Origin of the sequence: Butyrivibrio sp. AC2005 (assembly GCF_000424145.1) — a bacterium.
GTDB lineage: Bacteria > Bacillota > Clostridia > Lachnospirales > Lachnospiraceae > Butyrivibrio.
The window spans coordinates 33,420-53,410 of sequence record NZ_AUJI01000010.1 but is presented as its reverse complement, the minus strand read 5'-3'; the positions used below and the strand labels follow the sequence as shown (position 1 = coordinate 53,410).

At 40.2% G+C, this 19,991-nt stretch carries 17 protein-coding genes; 16 read left to right on the top strand and 1 reads right to left on the bottom strand.

Annotated elements, in window-relative coordinates:
- The first annotated feature begins 21 nt into the window (after window positions 1–21).
- Both G602_RS0101800 and G602_RS0101795 read left to right on the top strand, forming a co-directional pair.
- Window positions 22–1,275 carry a hypothetical protein gene (locus G602_RS0101800; RefSeq protein ID WP_026657366.1) on the top strand — a complete coding sequence of 418 codons (1,254 nt, stop codon included), beginning with the start codon at window positions 22–24 and terminating at the stop codon, window positions 1,273–1,275.
- Window positions 1,268–2,938 (top strand): hypothetical protein, encoded by a 1,671-nt coding sequence (locus G602_RS0101795; RefSeq protein WP_026657365.1) that lies wholly within the window; start codon window positions 1,268–1,270, stop codon window positions 2,936–2,938. Before G602_RS0101800 ends, G602_RS0101795 begins: the two co-directional genes overlap by 8 nt.
- On the opposite strand, the gene G602_RS0101790 is transcribed toward G602_RS0101795, so the two are convergent.
- A complete protein-coding gene (locus tag G602_RS0101790; protein ID WP_026657363.1) occupies window positions 2,900–4,804 on the bottom strand; it encodes a hypothetical protein in 1,905 nt (634 codons plus the stop codon). The two genes, G602_RS0101795 and G602_RS0101790, sit on opposite strands and share 39 nt — an antisense overlap.
- A gap of 144 nt (window positions 4,805–4,948) precedes the next feature.
- On the opposite strand from G602_RS0101790, the gene G602_RS0101785 reads away from it, so the two are divergent.
- From G602_RS0101785 to G602_RS0101720, 14 genes are all read left to right on the top strand, one after another.
- Window positions 4,949–5,944, top strand: coding sequence for a radical SAM/SPASM domain-containing protein (locus tag G602_RS0101785; RefSeq protein WP_026657362.1), 996 nt, complete (start codon window positions 4,949–4,951; stop codon window positions 5,942–5,944).
- Between the two features lie 18 nt (window positions 5,945–5,962).
- A complete protein-coding gene (locus tag G602_RS0101780) occupies window positions 5,963–7,717 on the top strand; it encodes a DUF6044 family protein (protein WP_026657361.1) in 1,755 nt (584 codons plus the stop codon).
- Window positions 7,718–7,736: 19 nt separating this feature from the next.
- Entirely contained in the window at window positions 7,737–8,684 is a 948-nt protein-coding gene (locus G602_RS0101775; RefSeq protein WP_026657360.1) for a glycosyltransferase family 2 protein, read from the top strand.
- A gap of 22 nt (window positions 8,685–8,706) precedes the next feature.
- On the top strand, window positions 8,707–9,957 hold the full coding sequence (locus G602_RS0101770; RefSeq protein ID WP_026657358.1) for an SGNH/GDSL hydrolase family protein: 1,251 nt from the start codon (window positions 8,707–8,709) through the stop codon (window positions 9,955–9,957).
- Between the two features lie 113 nt (window positions 9,958–10,070).
- Window positions 10,071–11,477: an MBOAT family O-acyltransferase gene (locus G602_RS0101765; RefSeq protein WP_081675797.1), complete on the top strand. Its 1,407-nt coding sequence runs from the start codon at window positions 10,071–10,073 to the stop codon at window positions 11,475–11,477.
- A gap of 11 nt (window positions 11,478–11,488) precedes the next feature.
- Window positions 11,489–12,994, top strand: coding sequence for a hypothetical protein (locus G602_RS0101760; RefSeq protein ID WP_026657356.1), 1,506 nt, complete (start codon window positions 11,489–11,491; stop codon window positions 12,992–12,994).
- A 29-nt stretch (window positions 12,995–13,023) separates the two neighbouring features.
- A complete protein-coding gene (gene udk, locus G602_RS0101755; RefSeq protein WP_026657355.1) occupies window positions 13,024–13,650 on the top strand; it encodes a uridine kinase in 627 nt (208 codons plus the stop codon).
- Between the two features lie 2 nt (window positions 13,651–13,652).
- Window positions 13,653–14,831 carry a DUF6077 domain-containing protein gene (locus G602_RS0101750; protein ID WP_026657354.1) on the top strand — a complete coding sequence of 393 codons (1,179 nt, stop codon included), beginning with the start codon at window positions 13,653–13,655 and terminating at the stop codon, window positions 14,829–14,831.
- Between the two features lie 22 nt (window positions 14,832–14,853).
- Window positions 14,854–15,621: a hypothetical protein gene (locus G602_RS0101745; RefSeq protein ID WP_026657353.1), complete on the top strand. Its 768-nt coding sequence runs from the start codon at window positions 14,854–14,856 to the stop codon at window positions 15,619–15,621.
- An 85-nt stretch (window positions 15,622–15,706) separates the two neighbouring features.
- The gene (locus G602_RS0101740; protein WP_196808566.1) at window positions 15,707–17,131 is read left to right on the top strand and encodes an MBOAT family O-acyltransferase; all 1,425 of its coding nucleotides are present in this window, start codon (window positions 15,707–15,709) and stop codon (window positions 17,129–17,131) included.
- 24 nt (window positions 17,132–17,155) lie between these two features.
- Entirely contained in the window at window positions 17,156–18,241 is a 1,086-nt protein-coding gene (locus G602_RS0101735; protein ID WP_026657350.1) for a hypothetical protein, read from the top strand.
- 12 nt (window positions 18,242–18,253) lie between these two features.
- Window positions 18,254–19,243 carry an SGNH/GDSL hydrolase family protein gene (locus G602_RS0101730; protein ID WP_026657349.1) on the top strand — a complete coding sequence of 330 codons (990 nt, stop codon included), beginning with the start codon at window positions 18,254–18,256 and terminating at the stop codon, window positions 19,241–19,243.
- Window positions 19,244–19,252: 9 nt separating this feature from the next.
- Complete coding sequence (locus G602_RS0101725; protein WP_044930828.1) at window positions 19,253–19,639, top strand: EamA family transporter; 387 nt, start codon at window positions 19,253–19,255, stop codon at window positions 19,637–19,639.
- Window positions 19,636–19,974: a multidrug ABC transporter gene (locus G602_RS0101720; protein ID WP_026657347.1), complete on the top strand. Its 339-nt coding sequence runs from the start codon at window positions 19,636–19,638 to the stop codon at window positions 19,972–19,974. The genes G602_RS0101725 and G602_RS0101720 overlap by 4 nt, the downstream gene beginning before the upstream one ends.
- Window positions 19,975–19,991 lie beyond the last annotated feature (17 nt).

Genomic DNA, 19,991 nt, shown 5'->3' with positions numbered 1-19,991 from the left:
TATCTAAAGGTGGAAACTTTCTTGGGAACAGATAAGATGAATAATAAAAAACACTACAGCGATGACGGAGTAACTAAGCTTGACAGGGTAATTATCGATTTTGTTAACTCAAATCTGGATAAGCTTGCTCTGGCCATCATAGTAATTATTGCAGTTCTGGTGCGGATATTCATGATTCCTGAGACTGATCTGTCACCTGACTATAACAGCTATTATCTTCCCTGGACTCTCGCCTATAGGGAATATGGCTTCTTTGGCGGTTTATCAAAGGATATAGGTGACTATTATGTTCCCTATAATGTGATGTATGCCATCTGTTCTCTTTTTCCCTGTGAGCCATACATTCCTATAGCATTATTCTCTATGGTGGCGGAATTTGTAAGTGCGGTATTTATAAAAAAGGTTCTTTTGATAATCCTTAACGAGAGGGGAACCCAGGAAAAAAAGGCAAAGCTCACAGCTTCCTTTGCTGCGGCACTCACTCTTCTTTTGCCCTTTGTCATATGGAATGGCTCTCTCTGGAAGCAGTGTGATGCTATTTACGTTGTTTTTCTTGTGATTTCCTTATATTACCTTCTTAAGGATAATTACAGATTGGCATTTGTTTTTCTTTCGATATCCTTTAGCTTTAAGCTCCAGGCAATATTCTTTGTTCCGCTGTTCCTGGTACTTTATTTTGCCAAAAAGAAATACAGCATCCTGGAGTTCTTCTGGGTACCTGTTATTTTCCTGATAATGGGGCTTCCATGTGTACTGTGTCACAGAGGGTTAAAGGCGACATATCTTGCATATTTTCTTCAGACACAGGAGGTTTCTACCGAAGGATATGGAATGGTATCCTTTTATCCGAATTTTTATAATTTTGGATTGGATAATTATGATGAACTGCTCACAAAACCTGCAGTGCTGATAGCTGCCGCTGTTTTGGGGGTGTTCGCTGTATATGTTCTTTATCACAGGAATTTCCTTGAGAAGAAAGAGAATGTTCTTTACTTTGGGTTGTTTTTGGCATGGACCTGCTGTATGTTCCTTCCGGGAATGCATGAGCGATATGATTATGCCATAGTACTTCTTATGACAGCATTGTGCCTGGCTGTGTGCAGAGATAAGCTGTGGGTTTGTGCGATTATGAATGTTAATTCCATGCTTGTATATATAGCTGTTCTCTTTAAGGAGGCAGTAGTGCCTATTACAGTACTGTCCGCGATTCAGATTGTGACATATTTTATAGTCGCACTGGATCTTGTGAGAAGAATTGGAGGAAAACGTGCATAAAATATACAACGCACTGGTATCTGTCCTTTTCTGGATAATAATTTCATTTTTATTGTTTATATGCATTTACAATACCTGTCTTGTTGATGTATACGAAGTGACACATTTTTATAAAGGCAATGTACTATCCAATGTAGTGTCTATAGCGATTACGGTCTTTGTCTTGTGGCGCATAAGAAAAGTAACGGCAATAAGTCATTTTGTGAAGAGGGTAGATTCGGAAGACAGCTTTAGAAAAAAACTTAAGATAGTCATACTGGTGGCTATAGGCTTGATTGGAGTAATGTTTGCACTTGGGTCTGCTGCTGTAGTTGCTTCGGATCAGGTTATGGTTCAGGATGCAGCCCGCAAAATCAGCACGGGTGATTTTTCTGATCTTAAACCGGGAGGCTATCTCTTTACATATCCTAATCAATTGGGACTGGTGTGGATTTCGGTTTTATTTGGGAAAATCTTCGGCTTTGGAAACTATACTGCATTCAGAGTAATGAATGTGTTATGTCTCTGTCTTTTCTACAAGAGAATTTCAGATATAGTAGGGATTATAAGTCGAAAAAGTAAGCGCAGTGAGATATCTGTGCTGATTCTGGGCATTTTGTTTCTCCCACTTTTTCTTTACTGCTCATTTATATATGGAACTATCCCGGGGCTTGCACTCTCTACAGGTGCTGTCTACCATGCACTTGTATTTATTGATAATAAACATGCAAAAAATGCTGTGCTTGCAGCTGTGCTGATAACCCTTTCAATGCTCTTTAAGAGTAATTATCTGATTGTTTTTATAGCGATATTCATTCATTCGCTGATCAGCATTATATGTCATAAAAATAAAGTATTGATGATGCTCCCTGTGCTGTTGATCCTGGGATATCTTCTGCAATCATTCATTCCGACTGCTCTTACAGGATACTGTACAGGAATGGAAGCACCAAAAGGAGCAAGTTCATTGTCATGGATAGCCATGGGCTTACAGGAGGGTGGACTTGCCGAGGGCTGGTACAACGGTTATAACAAGGAAACACTTGAAGAGAGTGGATATGACTCTGATATTCAGGGTGAACTGGCTAAAGAAAACATTAAAGAACGCATTGCATATTTTAAGGACAATAAATTTGACTGCTTTAAATTTTTCTCCAAAAAACTAGCGTCTGAGTGGGATGATCCCACCTTCGAGGGATATTGGATAAACAGAGAAGCTGCTAACGGTGCAGCTCATTCAGGGTTTGCTGCATATCTTTTAAGTGATGGAGCTTACAGGATTGGACTCGCATTTCTTGATCATTTGCAGGCAATAATACTCTTTGGGTCATACGCCTATGTTATATTAAAAAAAGACAAGGGAAGAGAAATTGTCCTTTTCCTTGCCTTTATCGGGGGATTTGTATTTCATACCTTCTGGGAAGCAAAGCCGCAGTATACACTGACTTATTTTGTTCTGCTTCTTCCGCTGTGTGCCATGGGCTTTGAAGAACTACTGGATTATGCAGATTCTATCCATGCTGCAAATATCAACAGGAGACCGGGGATGACGGAAGCTGTTCGTGTGATTTTACTGTTTGTTCTTCCTCTTGTTATTTTGACTTTGATATATGGAGGCTCAGTAGGGGAAAGTCTCATAGAAGAATCAATTCCCTGCCTTTATAACTATAAAATTACCAAATGACTTTATCACGTATGCTTCGGGATTATATCCCGGAGCATTATTTAGTATATCAAGCTGCGTTTTATGAAGAATAAAGATACTCCCATCATCTAAATACGTAACAGCATTTTCATTCATGTCATCTGGAAGTCCAAACCTAAAATGTGTAAAGGAATCGGCAATGCGGAATTCTGCGTTTGGATCCTTATAATGAACCGTCTGAAGAAAAGCTTTGGGCGATGTTTTGGTGTAGTAGAGCGCTACCATAAATGGTGCTGATACGTGTTCATAAGTAGAGTAAATCGTAGATTGCTCTGAAACACACTTGTCAGCGTAGGCGCAGGCCTGACCATATCCGGGCATGTAGGCCTCTGCGCTCAGATCATTAAAGTCATTAAAATATGATCTGCAAAAAAGGAGTGTAGCAACAATTAACAGCAAGGGTGTTACTGATTTTGCCAATATTGCGGCATAATGCTTTATGGATGATGGAGCTTCCTTTTCAACAGTAACAAATTCACCTACAACAAATATAAAACCCCTTGCCAGATAATAAATGACGGGGATGAAAATAAGCACCATTCTTGTGATGTCTTCCTCCACAAAAAGACCGAATAATAAGGCCGGGAGGAAAAGAGAATGCATAACAAGGTCGATCAGTTCTCCTCTCTTTGCACGAATAACACTGATAACTATTCCCAGCAAGGTCATGGGGAAGGTAAATGCATAGAAGGGCGGAAATCCGGGGATATAATTCAATATCTGTTCCGATGAGTCTCCATAGGTCAGATTTTTAATAATCGTAAATAGGTTTTTTCCTATCGCAAGGAGTATCCCGGAACCTGAAGCAAACACAGATCGTTTGGCAGTGAACTTCGTAATTGTGAAAAACGGAGTGATCACTTCGGGAAGATCAAGGAAATTTATGACATAAAAAACAAAGAGTGGTGCCGTGAAGATTGCGAAAACCAGCACACCACAAAACACCTGAAAGGCGGTCATTCTTTTGCTTTTTGTAAAAATGAAACACATCAAAATAAGGTGAACCGGTATTACAAACGTAGCTGCACCGTAGCTGTATAAGCAAAGTGCATATAAAAAAGCTGACAGAGCATACAAAAAGGTTGCTTTTGAGTCCGCAGCGCGAAGTGACTCTCTTTTTTTTCTGTCCCTGGATTTAAAAAGGGTACCGATATTGTCAAAAGCAGTAGATTCCTTTTGCTTTGTTGATGCAATTACAAATACAAGCATGGCAAGAAGAACCCAAAACGGAGTAGTATTGCTGTCAAGACTCCATCTGGATAGCATTATATGCCATGGACAAAAACTGACTATGCAGAGGCTTACCAGGGGAAGCCACAAAAACTCACCTGTAACATATTGTATTGATATTGCACTGTCGCTTACCAATATAGATTCATGGCTGAGAGTTTTAATTACAAAAAAAGTAACAACAAGTGTAAGAACTCCGAGAAAAGCAGGCAGAGCCCGCAGGGTTAGAACATTACTTCCGAAAAGGAAGGTGGTAACAGCATTAAGATAGATCATGAGGGGGCTTCCGCCACCGGAGCCATAGGTTATGGGATAGATAGGATACCTGTTTCCGTCGCGGTCCATGCCAAATTCTGAAAGAATATATGCTTCATATCCGATAGAAGCCTCGTCCTGATGAAGACCCTCCGGAATTTTTGTCAATTTATATAAACGAAGAGCAGTACCTATCAGAATAACTGCTAAAGGTATAACAACAGTATAAATTTTGTTATAGGTGATGCCTGAAAGATTAATCTTTGAAAAGGAAGTCCTGTCCCTTTTGCTATAGAGAAAAAGCGATATGGTGATTATGCCTAAATAGCATATAAGAAATACCGGATTAGTAGTCTCCATAACCGTCTCCTGATAAACAAGCATTTATAGGTTTAGTCCTTTAATTATAGGAAACAGAGCGCAGGCAGTCAAACGCTAAGTTGAAAAAATAATTACCTATGATATAATAAGCGCTGTTGTAGTTGTTTTTTCGGAGGATATGAAATGCCAATTAAAGTTAACAGTTTTATGGGTAAATTCGGATGGTTTGCAAGAAAGCATTTTCCTATGCTTGCTAGCGAAGCATACCTTAAACTTCAGTTTGCTACAAGACATAAGCAGCAACAGGATTATATAGATTACTTTATGAATGCTAAGGAAGTACCGATGCCGAATGTGGTAAACATCGAGACTATCAACAGATGTAACTCCACCTGTGCATTCTGTACTGCTAACGTTCACGCGGAGAAGAGACCGCTTTGCAAGATTGATGACGATCTCTATAAGAGCATTATTGATCAGCTTGCAGACTGGGGATACAAGGGACACCTTACTCTGTATGGAAATAATGAGCCCTGGCTTGATACTAAAATTGTTGAGCGCCATAAATATGCAAGAGAGAAGCTCCCGGATAGCTTTATTTTCATGAGCACCAACGGACTTATATTAAATATTGATAAGGTTAAGCAGATTCAGCCCTATATTGATCAGCTGATTATCAATAATTACAGCATGGAATTCAAGCTTCACAAGAATATTCAGGAGCTCTATGAGTATGTGAAGGCTAACCCGGATGAGTTCAAGGATCTTGATATTGAGATACAGATGAGATATCTTCAGGAGGTTCTTACAAACAGAGCGGGTTCTGCACCGAATAAGCAGGCTACTGAGAAGGTTATTAAGGAGACCTGTCTCCTTCCCTTTACTGATATGTGGATCATGCCTAATGGAAAGCTTGGCTTATGCTGCTGTGACAACTTTGAGGTTACAAATTATGCAGACCTTGCTACTACAAGTCTTAAGGATGGTTGGGCATCAGAGGAATTTATGGCAGTCAGAAGGAAGATTGCCCAGGGAAGACAGAATGAGCCATTCTGTAAGCACTGCGACTTTATTGATGCCGGTTTCCGTATGACAATTGTAAAGGCTATTCTTGAAGGAAGGGATCCCAATAAGCTCGGCGGACATGAGAGAATGGGATTGTTTAAGAAAGAGGACTGATAAACGATCGGAGGGACTGTGAAAGAAGTAGCAGGAAGAATCGCATCGAGGTGGCATTACCTCTTTATTGGCTTATTTATAGTAGCTGCTTTTTTAATGTACATGATTGTAGGCGAGAGGAGCTACATCGCAATACCTGATAATCTGGACCTTTTTGTGGCCCAGTATAAAATGATGAAAAATACAGGGACATTCTGGGCACATGCCGTGGATGTCCCGTTTCTTAATGGGATAAGCAGGGATAACCTTCCGGGTGAATTCTACTTATACAGCATACTCTATATGATACTTCCTACATACGTGGCGTATGTTGCAGGGTACATATTAAAAATTATAATAGCACTGATTTCCTGCCTCCTTCTCTGTAAGGATTTTCTTCCTGAGGAAAATCCCGGAGATATTGCATGGATTTGTGCTTTTGCTTATGGAATTCTCAATTTGTTTCCGGCTTTTGGAATATGTTTTGCTTCAATTCCGCTGGTGATTTATTTGCTGAGAAAAATATACAGGCTTGGATTTACTAAAACTGTAATTAAGTATTATGTCCTGCTGTTTTTTTATCCTGTGCTGTCATATTTTTCATATTTCGGCATGTTTATTCTCGGATATCTGGTGCTGGCTATTATATGGAGACTGATTGCAGACAGAAAGCTCTCAATGCCTCTTTGTCTTGCGCTTATAATCCTTGCGGCAGGATTTGTGCTTTTGGAGTACAGATTGTTTGGAGCGATGCTCTTTTCGGATGAGATAACAATCAGAAGCACCATGAAGGATGCATCGATGAGCGTTTCGGAGATTCTTGCCGAGAGCTTTGATGTATTTAAGAATGGTATGATGCATGCTGATGATGCACACACATACTTTGTATTCCCTATCTGTGTTATATATTTTGTATTTCTGAACGTCAGATATATTATCCGAAAAGATTTAAAAGGGATGTTTCATGACGTCTATAACCTGTTTGCAGTACTGCTTGTTTTTAACAGTATTGTTTATGGAATATACTACAGCGAAGGTATGAGAAATTTTGTGGCCTTCGTTCTTCCGCCTCTTACAGGGTGGCAGTTTAACAGAACTATATTTTTCAGCCCGTTTTTATGGTATGCTTCACTGTTTATCATATGCATCAGAATGGCTCGTAAGGAAAATGTCATATTAAGACTTTGTTCAAGGATAATTCCTGTAGTAGCTGTATTTGTGATACTTATCGGATCGAAGCATTATAACGACCTTTATGATACTGCCTATGGAACGCTGTACAGAATCCGCACAGGACACGAGGTAGACAGGCTTAGCTACTCAGAGTTTTATTCTTCAGAGCTATTTGATACAATAAAGAACGATATTGGCTACAACGAATCTGACTGGTCAGTTGCCTACGGAATGCATCCTGCAGTGCTGGAATACAATGGAATAGCTACCCTTGATGGCTACCTTGGATTTTATTCACAGGAATATAAGGAGCAGTTCAGAAAAGTAATAGCTCCCGCTCTTGAGAGAAAAGAAAATACCAGGATATACTTTGATGACTGGGGTGCAAGATGTTATCTGTATTCCGGAACAGATGACTCTATAGTTATGGCCACAAGAAGCATGACCGGAGTAACTGACAGGGACATTTATATAGATTCCGATGCACTTAAGGATTTGGGATGTAAATATATTTTTTCCAGAATAGATATCAGTAATGCCGAAGAGAAGAATCTGATTCTGAAGGGCGTTTACGAAGCAGAAGGATCACCATATACGATTTATGTGTATGGATTTGAATAATTAAGGATGAGAGGTTTATATGGACAAGATAGCAGTACTTATTCCCTGCTATAATGAAGAGCAGACAATAGAAAAAGTAATAAAGGATTCTAGGAATGCTCTTCCTGATGCTGTAATTTATGTATATGACAACAATTCTTCAGACCGCACGGCTGAGATTGCCGAGGCTAATGGCGCAGTTGTCCGCCATGAATATGTTCAGGGAAAAGGAAACGTTATTAGAAGAATGTTTCGTGAGATAGATGCTGAATGTTATGTTATGGTTGACGGAGATGACACCTATCCAATGGATTCGGCACCGGGGATGTGTGAGCTTGTACTTGAGAAAAATGCCGATATGGTAGTCGGAGACAGATTATCATCGACATATTTTACTGAAAACAAGCGTCCTTTTCACAATTTTGGAAACAGCCTCGTTAGAGGGAGTATAAATCATTTGTTTGACTGTGACATCAGGGATGTAATGACCGGATTCAGGGCTTTTAGCTATGAATTTGCCAAGACCTTTCCCGTTCTGTCCACAGGATTTGAGATTGAGACAGAAATGACCATCCATGCGGTGAATAACCACATGCAGATTGAGAATTACATCATAGAATTCCGTGACAGACCTGCCGGATCTGAGTCCAAGCTTAATACTTATTCGGACGGCATGAGGGTCCTTATGACAATTGCAAGGCTTTACAGGGATTATAAGCCAATGGGATTTTTCCTTATTGTATCTATTGTCCTTGCGGTTATTTCGATAGCATTCTTTGTGCCGATTTTTGCTGCATATCTTGAGACGGGGCTTGTGGATAGATTCCCGACACTTATTGTGTGCGGATTTGTAATGATGGCATCGCTTCTGTCGATGTTTGCAGGGATGATACTTCATAACCTTACTATAAATCACAGAAGAGAATTTGAAATGCGCCTGATAAGCCTTAACACTGAAAAGAAGAGGTTGCTTAAGGAGAGTAAATAAGCGCAGTAGAGAGGAGATTATTATGAAAAGAAAGATAGCTATGGCACTCGCTGTGTTTACACTGGTGACTACAGCCTGGGGATGCGGGGATCCATCTAAATTAACAACTAAGAATCCGGATAATGCCATTCAGACGGAGAATCAGGACAGTAATGCCGATAATAGCAGCTCTGAGACAGCATCTACAGAGCAGGTGACCGAAGAGGTAACGGAAGGACAGGCAGCTGAAGGACAGACAGAAGAGGTACAGGCAGAAGATGCTCAGACTTCAGGTGGTCAGACCGGAGAAAATCAGGCTTCGGAAAACGCAGAGCCTGCAAATGGAGATGTGGCTAACGCGGGCAGTGCAGAGGGCGTATCAGTTACAACTGAGGAGATAGTTGAACCTGAGCTTCCTCAGGAGGAAGTACAGCAGTCGGTTGAGACCACTGAGGTGGAGGAAGTCAAGGAAGAAAAAGATAAGTATTACGATATAGTTTTTATCGGAGACAGTCAGTTTGATAATGCAAGAGGAACAGGATCCGAAATCCCTGCATATACATGCGCACTTCTTGGCAAAAAGGTTAAGTTTTACAATCTTGCTATCGGTGGAACAGCAGCCTCACTTGGAAGAGAGATGTCCACAGATCTGGAGAACTTTGATGATTCAAGCTTTATAGGAATTTGTTATGCCCTTGCAGGTAAGATAAAAACGGAATTTCTTGATCAGTATCCTGCAGGAGCTGAGCTTAAAAAAGTAAAGCCTGCAAATGTAGATCTTTACATTATTGAATATGGCGCGAATGATTATCTAAATGGAAAGGATCTGTACAATTCAGCAGCCGGTCTTGATCCGCATACATATAACGGCGCTTTGTCTGCCGGAATTGGCGAGCTTAAGAATATAAGCCCCAATGCACAATTTATTCTTTGCGGACCTTCATACTGCTATTGGTACAATGGTGAAGGCGTCTTTATAGGTGACAGTTACACAGTAAGTAAGGGTATAGGACCCCTTTCGGAATATGCAAATACGTGCAGTAATCTTGCAAATTCAATGGGAATACCTTACTTTGATTCAATGTATGCATCACAGTTTGACTTAAAGAATGAAACAGCTCAGGATTATCTTTCAGACGGATTGCACTATACTGAGAAGGGAAGACAGATTTATGCAGCTGTTCTCGCTCACACAATTCAGAAGCTGAGAGGGAAAGATGACAGTGAGATGCCATACCTCGAAATCAACAGTTTTGATTACTGGGAATATAAAAAGAGCCTGAAAAAGAAATAATTACAGCAAGTGCCGGAGAGGTCTCCGGCACTTCTTTTTTTGTAGTGTTTTTGATATACTGTTATTTAATTATGCGGTTTTATTTCTGCAATTTATAATGATTATGAGGTCGAATGATGCAACTCGTTTCGTTTCAATTTTTAATCTTTCTGCCGGTAATGGCACTTATCTATTTTCTGGTTCCCGCTAAGCTTCGATATATTTGGCTTTTTTTGATCAGCTGGGGCTTTTATCTTTCTCTTGATTTAAGGGGCTTTCCAATACTTTTGTTTACGTCTCTTTCTGTATACATAGGCGCAAGAGTCATGGAAAAGCTTGAAGGTGCAAAGAGGAAGACAGTACTGGGTATTGTGGTTATCTCAAATCTTATTATTCTGGCACTTTCAAAATACAGCGGACTGACTTTCCTCTCGGCAGTAGGAATGTCCTTCTTCATGTTTATGGCTATTGGATATATGGTTGATGTTTACAGGGGAGATTTGTACGCTGAGAAGAATTTCCTTGTTCTTTCACTTTTTATTTCATTTTTTCCGCAGATTACATCAGGCCCTATTGAGCGTGCCGGACATATGTTAAGACAGTTCAGGGACCCTCATAATTTCTCATACGACAGGATGAGAGATGGCCTTCTTCAGATGATGTGGGGATATTTCATGAAAATGGTAATAGCCGACAGATGTGCGATAATAGTCGGAACTATCTATGATAATCCGGTGAAATATGCAGGTACTGCCACGCTTATAGCTTCGATTCTTTATACCTTTGAGATATATTGTGATTTTGGCGGATACAGTAATATAGCGATCGGATGCGCAAAGGTACTTGGCTTTGATCTTATGAAGAACTTCGATGCCCCGTATCTTTCAGCCAATGTTCAGGAATTCTGGAGAAGATGGCATATTTCTCTGTCTTCCTGGTTTAAGGATTATGTTTATATCCCGCTTGGTGGAAACAGAAAAGGAAAGGTCAGAAAATATATCAATATCCTTATTGTTTTCATTCTTAGCGGTATATGGCATGGTGCAAATTATACCTTTGCCGTATGGGGACTTCTGCATGGAATCTATCAGGTGGCAGGGCATATGCTTACCCCTGTAAGAGAGAAGCTCTGCGAAATATTTAAAGTAAAAAAGATCAGCTTTTCCCACAGACTTCTAAAGATAATTATTACCTTCATGATTGTAAATATCGCATGGATTTTCTTCAGAGTCCAGGATATCAAGGCTGCTGTGTATATGGTTCTTCATATCTTTCAGCCTGCACCCTGGTTTATATCCAAGGGAACGATTTATGAACTTGGCCTTGACAGACCTAATGTACTTCTTCTGTTTGCAGCCATAGGTGTTCTTATAGGCGTTGATATTGCAAACAAATATGGTATCTGCATTTCAGAGAAGATAAAAACACAGGGTATATGGCTAAGATGGCTTATTTATATCGCGGCTGTGGTTCTTATAGTTACATGTGGAATCTGGGGGCCCGGATATGATGCGGCAGGATTTATTTATCAGAACTTTTAAGGAATGATGTCATGAAAAGAAAACTGATTCTTATATTAAAAACATTTCTGTTTCTTATATTGCTTGGTGGTGTGCTTGTGGCAGTGATGCTTGTTACGGAGCGTAAAACAAGTTACATGAAAAATAAGGATTTCTTTGAAGAGGCTAAGAAGGATCATCTGGATGTACTTTTCATAGGATCATCACATGTTATAAACGGTATAAATCCGCTGGATCTCTATGAGGAATACGGGATAACATCCTACAATCTGGGTGGACACGGAAGCCTTCTTAAAGAGAGCTACTGGCAGCTTATAAGGGCACTTGATTACTGTAAGCCTGATTATGTTGTGGTTGACTGCTTCATGATGGACAGAAATTATGAGTACATAGATGAGATGTATGAGGAGACTCCCGAAGAATTCAGACAGGCTGCTATAAGCCAGCTTCATTTGAATATGGATGCGTATCCGTTAAGCAAGCTTAAGATGGCAGCAGTTAAGGATCTTGTACACGATCCGGATATACAAAAGCAGTATCTGTTTGATTTCATCGTGTATCACAACAGATGGAGTGAATTGGAACAAAAGGACTTCCAAAAGCTTGTCGGAACATCGGAATACAATATGCTCATGGGTGCAGAGATGAAGCATGAGCTTGAGGAGGACATAACCTATAGCTATGAATATGACAATGAGGCAAGACTTCCCGAGCACACTGTTTGTGAAGAATATCTTATGAAAATAATTGATGAGTGTCAGAGAGATGGCATTGGAATAGTTCTTACATTCCTTCCCTTTGAGGGTGAGCCTCAGGATTTTCAGTCTGCCAACTCTGCTGCGGATATTGCGGCTAATTATGGTGTGCCTTATATAAATATGCTCCAGATGGGAGATGTTATTGATCCCAGGGTCGATCTTAGTGATCCAGGTCATCTGTCTACAACAGGTGCCAGAAAGGTTACGAATTATCTTGGAGAATGGCTTACACAGAATGCGGATCTTCCGGATCACAGAGGAGATGCTGAATATTCCAAGTGGGATGAGCTCTGTGCGGATTATAACAAGGAGCTTAGGGATAAATCTGTAAGCTACAGACAATTATCAACACAGTTAAATTTGTTATCTCTTGGAAAAACCAGTTCAATCCTATATCTTACAGAGGATTCACCTGCTCTTCAGGATCCGTGGTTCAGGCATATAGTATCCAATTTGTCCGGGACAGACAGGATAGAAGAGGCTGCCATGAACCATCAGCAGTATTTCCTGCTTGTGGACAGGGCTTCAGGTAATATATATGAGGCTGTGGACTATGAGGAGGTAGAGAATATGTCTACTTCCATGGGAGAAATGACATATGTTCCTATTGAGAAAAGATTTCGTTTGTTGTATCTTACATCAGATGAAGAGAACAATTTCTTATATGATGATGATCATTTGAGTGATGATATTCAGCTTATAACTTATGATAATGACAGCGGGGAGATACTTTCTCACATATACTGTGAGTCTTCTCACAATTATGAGATTGATGAGTGATACATTTGGTTCGGAAAGAGAGGTTTTTAATGAATAAAATTTGTATCGTAGGAATAGCCGGCGGATCTGCATCGGGTAAGACCACCATTGTAAACAGAATAAGAGAACAGTTTGGCGATGATATCGTGGTAATAAGCCATGACTCTTATTACAAGGCACATAATGATCTTTCCTATGACGAGAGATCAAGGCTTAATTATGATCACCCGTCATCCTTTGATACGGAGCTTCTTATTCGAGATGTTATGAAGCTTAAGAATGGTGAAGAGGTAGATATACCTGTTTATGATTATGCTATTCACAACAGATCCGAGCAGACAGTACATGTTGTCCCTAAACCCGTAATACTTCTTGAAGGAATCCTTATTCTTGAAAACAAACAGCTCAGGGATCTTATGGATGTGAAAGTATTTGTTGATACTGATGCGGACGAGAGACTTATGCGTCGAATCAGAAGAGACACTATAGAGCGTGCCAGAAGCGTGTCTTCTGTCCTTACACAGTATTCTGATACCGTTAAGCCCATGCATGAGCAGTTCGTGGAGCCCAGTAAAAAGTATGCGGATCTGATTATTCCAAGAGGTGGAGAAAACCTTACAGGTATAAATATCTTTACAGAACACCTGAAGGCAATGTTACGTGAGGAGGTCAACTGAGTATGGTGGTATTGTCCGCTTTTGCTCTGATATTATGGCTTTTTATAGTTCCGATGGGGATGGGGCTTTTGATTCAGAAAATATTGCCCAATACCAAAAAGACTATCGGTATTAATTTTTTATGTGGTTACCTATTGTCATTTGCGGTATTTGAGGTCATTGCAATCTGGTGCATGATAAAGATTCCCTATGGCGCTTTTCATAAGTGCACGGTTGCCTTCGCAAGCATAGAGGGAATTCTTGCAATAGCAGGTTATGCTTCGAAAATCTGGGAGATTCAAAAAGAATATGACAGGAACAGGAATTTGTTTTATCTGGTTTTTCCCGGGGATGAGCGATCAAAACCTGAAGCAATGATAAGTCCCAGAACTGATGTAAGGGTAATGAAATTTCAGTATACAAGAGAAAGCCTTGTGTATTGGGGTATATTTGGTGCGATAGTGTTGTTTCAGCTGGTTATGGCAGTGGTTAAAGCCCCTTTTGACGGAGATGATTCATACTATGTTGTGGAATCGCTTCTGGCACAGCAGGCTGATGTAATGAACACAATACATCCGTACACAGGAAGCTCCACAGCTCTGGATATCAGACATGCCATGGCGGTATTTCCTCTGTGGATAGCTTTTATAGCAAAGATGTGTGGTATACATGCAACGATAGTATCCCATACCATTATGCCGCTTCTGCTTATTCCTATGGCTTATCTTATATATCTTGAGATGGGACGTATTCTTCTCGGAGTAAGACAGGACATGATTCCTGTGTATATGATATTTATTTCCTTACTGGCGATGTTTGGGAATACGTCAATATACACCCCTGAGACCTTTCTTATGATGAGGACCTGGCAGGGAAAAGCGATGGTTGCAAACTTTGTCATTCCGTTTGTTATCTGGCTGTTTTTGTGGATGTTTGATGACTGCAGAAAACCCGGATTTTTGTGGAATGAAGAGACAGCGGGCGGACTTAGAATAGTCAGAAACAGCACCTGGGTTATGTTGTTTTTCCTTAATATGGCGGCAGGAATAATGAGTTCCATGGGGATTATATTTGGAACTGCTCTGGCAGGGCTTCTTTCATTTTTGCTCCTTATTTACACCAGAGATTTCAGGATTATTCCTAAAGCTTTAATATCAGTGATTCCGACGGGGATATATCTGTTTATTTATGTTTCGTTATAAGTCATGAAACAGGGAGTGTTGTATGTACGGAATTTTTATGGAGTGCTGGGTTATATTTAAACTGTATGGCGGTAATGGATATCTTCTGGCGCTATTTGTTGCATCACTAATTTATTTGCTGATTGCGGAAAAGGATAATAGGAAAAGGCTTGTTATAGCTGTAGCGCCTTTTATGGTTATTGTGGGATTTTTTATTCCGTACACCAGAATTGCGTATGTAGCAGTGCTGAGTGATGGCGGGGATACATATTATCGTATAATGTGGCTTATTCCTATGGGGGCATGCATAGCATATACGGGATGTAAGCTTTTTATGAATCATAAGCGAATTGGTCTTATTGTGGTCAGTGTACTGATCATGCTTTGCGGGAGCATAGTATATAAGAATCAGTACATGTACAAGGCAGAGAATGCTTATCATATTCCACAGGTGGTTGTGGATGTATGTGACGTTATAAGCCCCGGTGAAGATGAACCAAGGGTAAGAGCCGTATTCCCTTCTGAGCTTCTTCAGTTTGTCAGGCAGTATGATACCAATATACTCATGCCTTATGGCAGAGAGATGGTTGTTCCGCAGTGGGATTATTACAATGCTGTGCATGAAGTTTTTGAGAAGCCTGAGGTGATAAATGCCGAGAAGCTTCTTGAAGCCACAAGACTGACTCAGTGCAGATATATTGTTCTGAATGAGAGCAGAAAAATAGATGTAGCCCTCGATGAAATGGGGCTTACGCTTGTTGATAATGTCGGTGGATATAACATTTACGAGGATCCGGAATACGCTCAGTGAGCGCTAAGGGTGGCAGGTAAATATGACATTTAATTCATATTCTTTTATTTTTATATTTTTGCCGGTTTTTTTGTCCGGAGTTTGGTTGATTCAGTGTTTTTATCCTGATAATGGTTTTAAGGATAAGCTGATGAAAATGTGGCTGATAGCAATGTCAGCCTTTTTTTTCGTTGGATACGGGAGATTCAGCATACTGGTTTTTAGCGGAAGTATTCTGTGGAATGGACTTTTTTCGTATGTCATCTCTGTTACTCATAAGAAACAGAATAATTCCAAAGAGTATACAAGAGATAAATATTTAAAAGCGGCTGCGATTGCCGGAAATGTAGTATTTCTATGCTTTTTTAAGTATTTTGGAAGCGGTGCCATGCCAATTGCCATAAGCTTCTACACCTTTTCACAGATTATGTATGTGGCAGAACTGGGTCATGGAGAGTCGTTTGAACTGCTGGACTATCTTAGCTATATAACATTCTTTCCCAAAATTCTTCAGGGACCCATTGCGGATCATAAGAGTATAAAGGAAGGGCTTGAAAAACTCTCTCAGACAAGGGTTAACGTCAATGACCTTACTGCCGGTATTATGCTGTTTACACTTGGGCTTTTTAAAAAGGTTATCCTGGCAGAGGTACTTGGCAAGGCAGTAGACTTTGGGTATCAGGGGCTTCAGGGACTTACCGGAATGGATGCCATAATTCTTGCGGTGTCATATTCTTTCCAGCTTTATTTTGATTTTAGCGGTTACTGTGATATGGCTGAGGGAGTTTGCAGAATGCTTGGAATGGAGCTTACAAGAAACTTTGATGCTCCATACAAAGCAGGGAATATTGCTGAATTCTGGGACAGATGGCATATTTCACTTACGAAGTTTTTTACAAAATATATCTATATTCCTCTTGGCGGCAGCAGAAAAGGCGTTATGAGGACGTATGTAAATATTCTGATTGTGTTCTTTATCAGCGGATTGTGGCATGGAACGGGAGTGAATTTTATTATCTGGGGAATGATGCATGGAATCCTGATGGTAATAACAAGGCTTTATGGCAGGAATGTTAAGCCCGGAAAAAGAAATGGAATAAAGGTACTTCTGACCTTTATATATGTAACTGCCGCGTGGGTGTTCTTTAGGGCTCCGGGACCTTCTGAAGCGTTTACTGTCCTTTCAAAGATTGTAAACCCTGATGCCTATAGCGGTCTTCGTATTTCCATAAAGTTCGCGGAGTGCTATATGGTTGATGAAATATGGTATATTTTCAAGGTTACTCCGATCCCTAACTGGAATAAGAGCAGTTATATCTGCATGTGGCTTATTCTTTTGGCCTCTGCGCTTTTGATATTTGTGGGTAAAACAGCGAAGACTATTGCCGGGGAGCATTATGGAATAATAGTTTCCGAGGGTGACAGAGACGGCCTAAGGAGATGGGCGCTGACACTTTTTTATGGAATTATATTTGTGTGGTGTGTGCTTAGTCTTGGAGGAGTAAGTACATTTCTGTATGTTAACTTTTGAACAGTATTATTAGGTGAAGCTTTTATGAGTCTGAAAAATAAGGGCGGGAAAAATTTCATATTTCGTTTTTGGGTTGTGGTAGCTGTTTTTTTGATGCTGGTGTCCGCACTTGTGATATATGTGGATCCGTTTTTTCATTACCATGCACCGCTTCAGGGATTTCCTTACATAGTAGATAATCAGTTGTCGCAAAATCCCGGAATGGCAACGAGGATGGATTACGACAGCTGCATAATCGGGTCATCCATGACAGTCAATTTTCATACAGATGATTTCAGGGAACTGATGGGGCTGAATACCTTAAAGCTCTCATACAGTGGAGCTTATCCGAGGGATGACTACAATATTTTGAGCATAGTGTTTGATAAAAATACTCCGGCAAGGCAAAAAACACCGGTTAAAGCTGTCTTTTTGGGACTTGATATACCGACTCTGACAGCAGAGCCTGACGAGATAAAGTATGAGCTTCCGATGTATCTTTATGATAAGAATCCGATAAACGATGTTAAGTATCTGTGGAACAAGGACGTTTTGCTGGAATACATTTTAAAACCCATAATTCAGAAGAAAGCTACGAATCTGTCAGAGGTTTATGCCAGCTGGTGGACAGAGGATTATTATAATATCTCATATGTAATGCACGGCTATGAAGCACCTGAGCCTGTGGAGGAGGAGATGGATGCAGATCTCCTTATAGAGAAAACCAATGAGAACCTCCATGTAAATATCCTGCCCTTTATAATTGATAATCCGGATACGGAGTTTTATATTTTCTTTCCGCCGTACAGCATTCTCTACTGGAATAATGTCCTTACTGAGAATCATCTTGAAGCGACCATGAATCAATACAAATTTGCGGCAAGCGAGCTTTTGCAGTATGATAATGTGCATCTGTTCTATTTTCAGAACATGGAAGAGGTAGTAACAGATTTAAATAATTATGCGGATTATACACACTATAATCCGAGAATAAACAGATACATGACTGAGTGCTTTGCAAACGGAACGCATGAAGTATGTAGTGTGGAGGAGTTTGAAAAAGAGCTTGAGAAAATGAGACGCATTATTGCGGAGTTTGATTTTGAGGAGCTTTTTTCAAAAGAGTATTAAAGCGAGGTTTTTATGGCGGATTACAGACAGGATAAAAGAAGGAAAAGAAGAAAAAGGAAAAATGATGAAGGCGGAATACCGGGATGGGTACATCTGCTGGTTCTTGGGCTGATAGTGGCACTGGTCGCCTTTGGGGTATTTAGGCTTCTTAAGTGGAATAAGGGAAAAGACCTGGAGCAGGTAGAGCTTGATGCGTCAGAGTATGAGGTTGAAATTGAGGATCAGATTTTCCTGCTTCCTGCAGAGAAAAAGGAAGGTCATGAAGATGATGGTAAGGAAACAATCCTTGTTCTTGGTAATGATTCTATAACATACGATATGTCAGATGATGGAATATGTGCTCAGATAGCAAAGGCTACAGGAGCTGAGGTTATAAATGCAGGATTTGGCGGAAGCACGATGGCTTTGGGGAATCCTGAAGGACAGGAAGATCCCATGGACAGACTTAGCTTTTACAACACAATTAAGGCTATAACAAATGGTAACTGTCAGGAACTCGTGGACGCTGGTTATGCACTTAATGATCAGACAATACAGCAGCATGCACAGTCTTTGATTGATCTGGATATGAGTACTGTTGATACACTTGTTGTTTACTATGACGCGACGGATTACATCAAGCTTCGTCCCGGAATGAATCCCGGCAACAAGCAGGATCCGATGACTTACATGGGAGCTTTGGATTCAGGCATTCAGATGATTCAGGAGAAATATCCTTTTATCAGAATAGTCTGCATGTCATTTACATTTTGCTATGCTTATGACCAGGATGGCGTGCTTAAGAATGGAGACATGGTTGACTTTGGAAACGGAAGATTAACCACCTATCGCCAGCATATGATTGATATATGCGGAGAGACCGGTGTGTCTTTCATTGATAATTATTATGGAACAATAGATGAGGGCAATAGCTCTGAGTATCTGCTTGATAATATTCATACCAACAAGGGTGCCAATAAGCACATAGCAGAGCATTTTGCACAGGCTATATATAGTAAGTGAGAGTTGAACATGAAAAAAATATCACTGGGGAGTATATTGTTTCTTCAGGGAGCGGTACTGATATATTCTTTAACAACTGTTATCAGTAAGCTGGTATCGAATTACAAATTTTTATCTGTGGAATTTTTGCTGCTGTATTTTTTGGATTTTGCAGTGCTCGGTATTTATGCAATATTATGGCAGCAGCTTTTAAAGCGTTTTGAGCTATCGATTGCCTATGCCAACAAGGCGATGACGCTTTTGTGGTCGCTTTTGTGGAGTGTGATGCTTTTTCATGAAAAGGTAACAGCTCCAAAAGTAGCAGGCGTTTTACTGGTAATAATCGGAACGATTATCCTGAACAGGCCATCAGGAGAACCGGATAGCAGTGAAGATATGAAGGGAGGCAGACAATGATTCCTTTTATAATACTGGCACTGTTTGGTCAGCTCCTGGCATCTGTTTCGCAGATTCTTCTTAAGAAGAGCTCCGGAAAAGAATATCCCGGATTTATCAGGCAGTATCTTAACGTCCTTGTAATAGGGGGCTATGGGCTTCTCGTTATTTCCATGCTGGTCGCAATTATCTGCTATGGTCACATGCCTTATATGTATGTGGTGATAATTGAGCCTGTAGGATATATACTGGTTATGTTTCTTAGCAGATTTATTTTTAAGGAAAAAATCACTAAATCCAAGATTGTTGGGATGTTGCTGATATTAAGTGGAATACTGATTTTTTACCTGATATAACAGCATGATTTAAATAA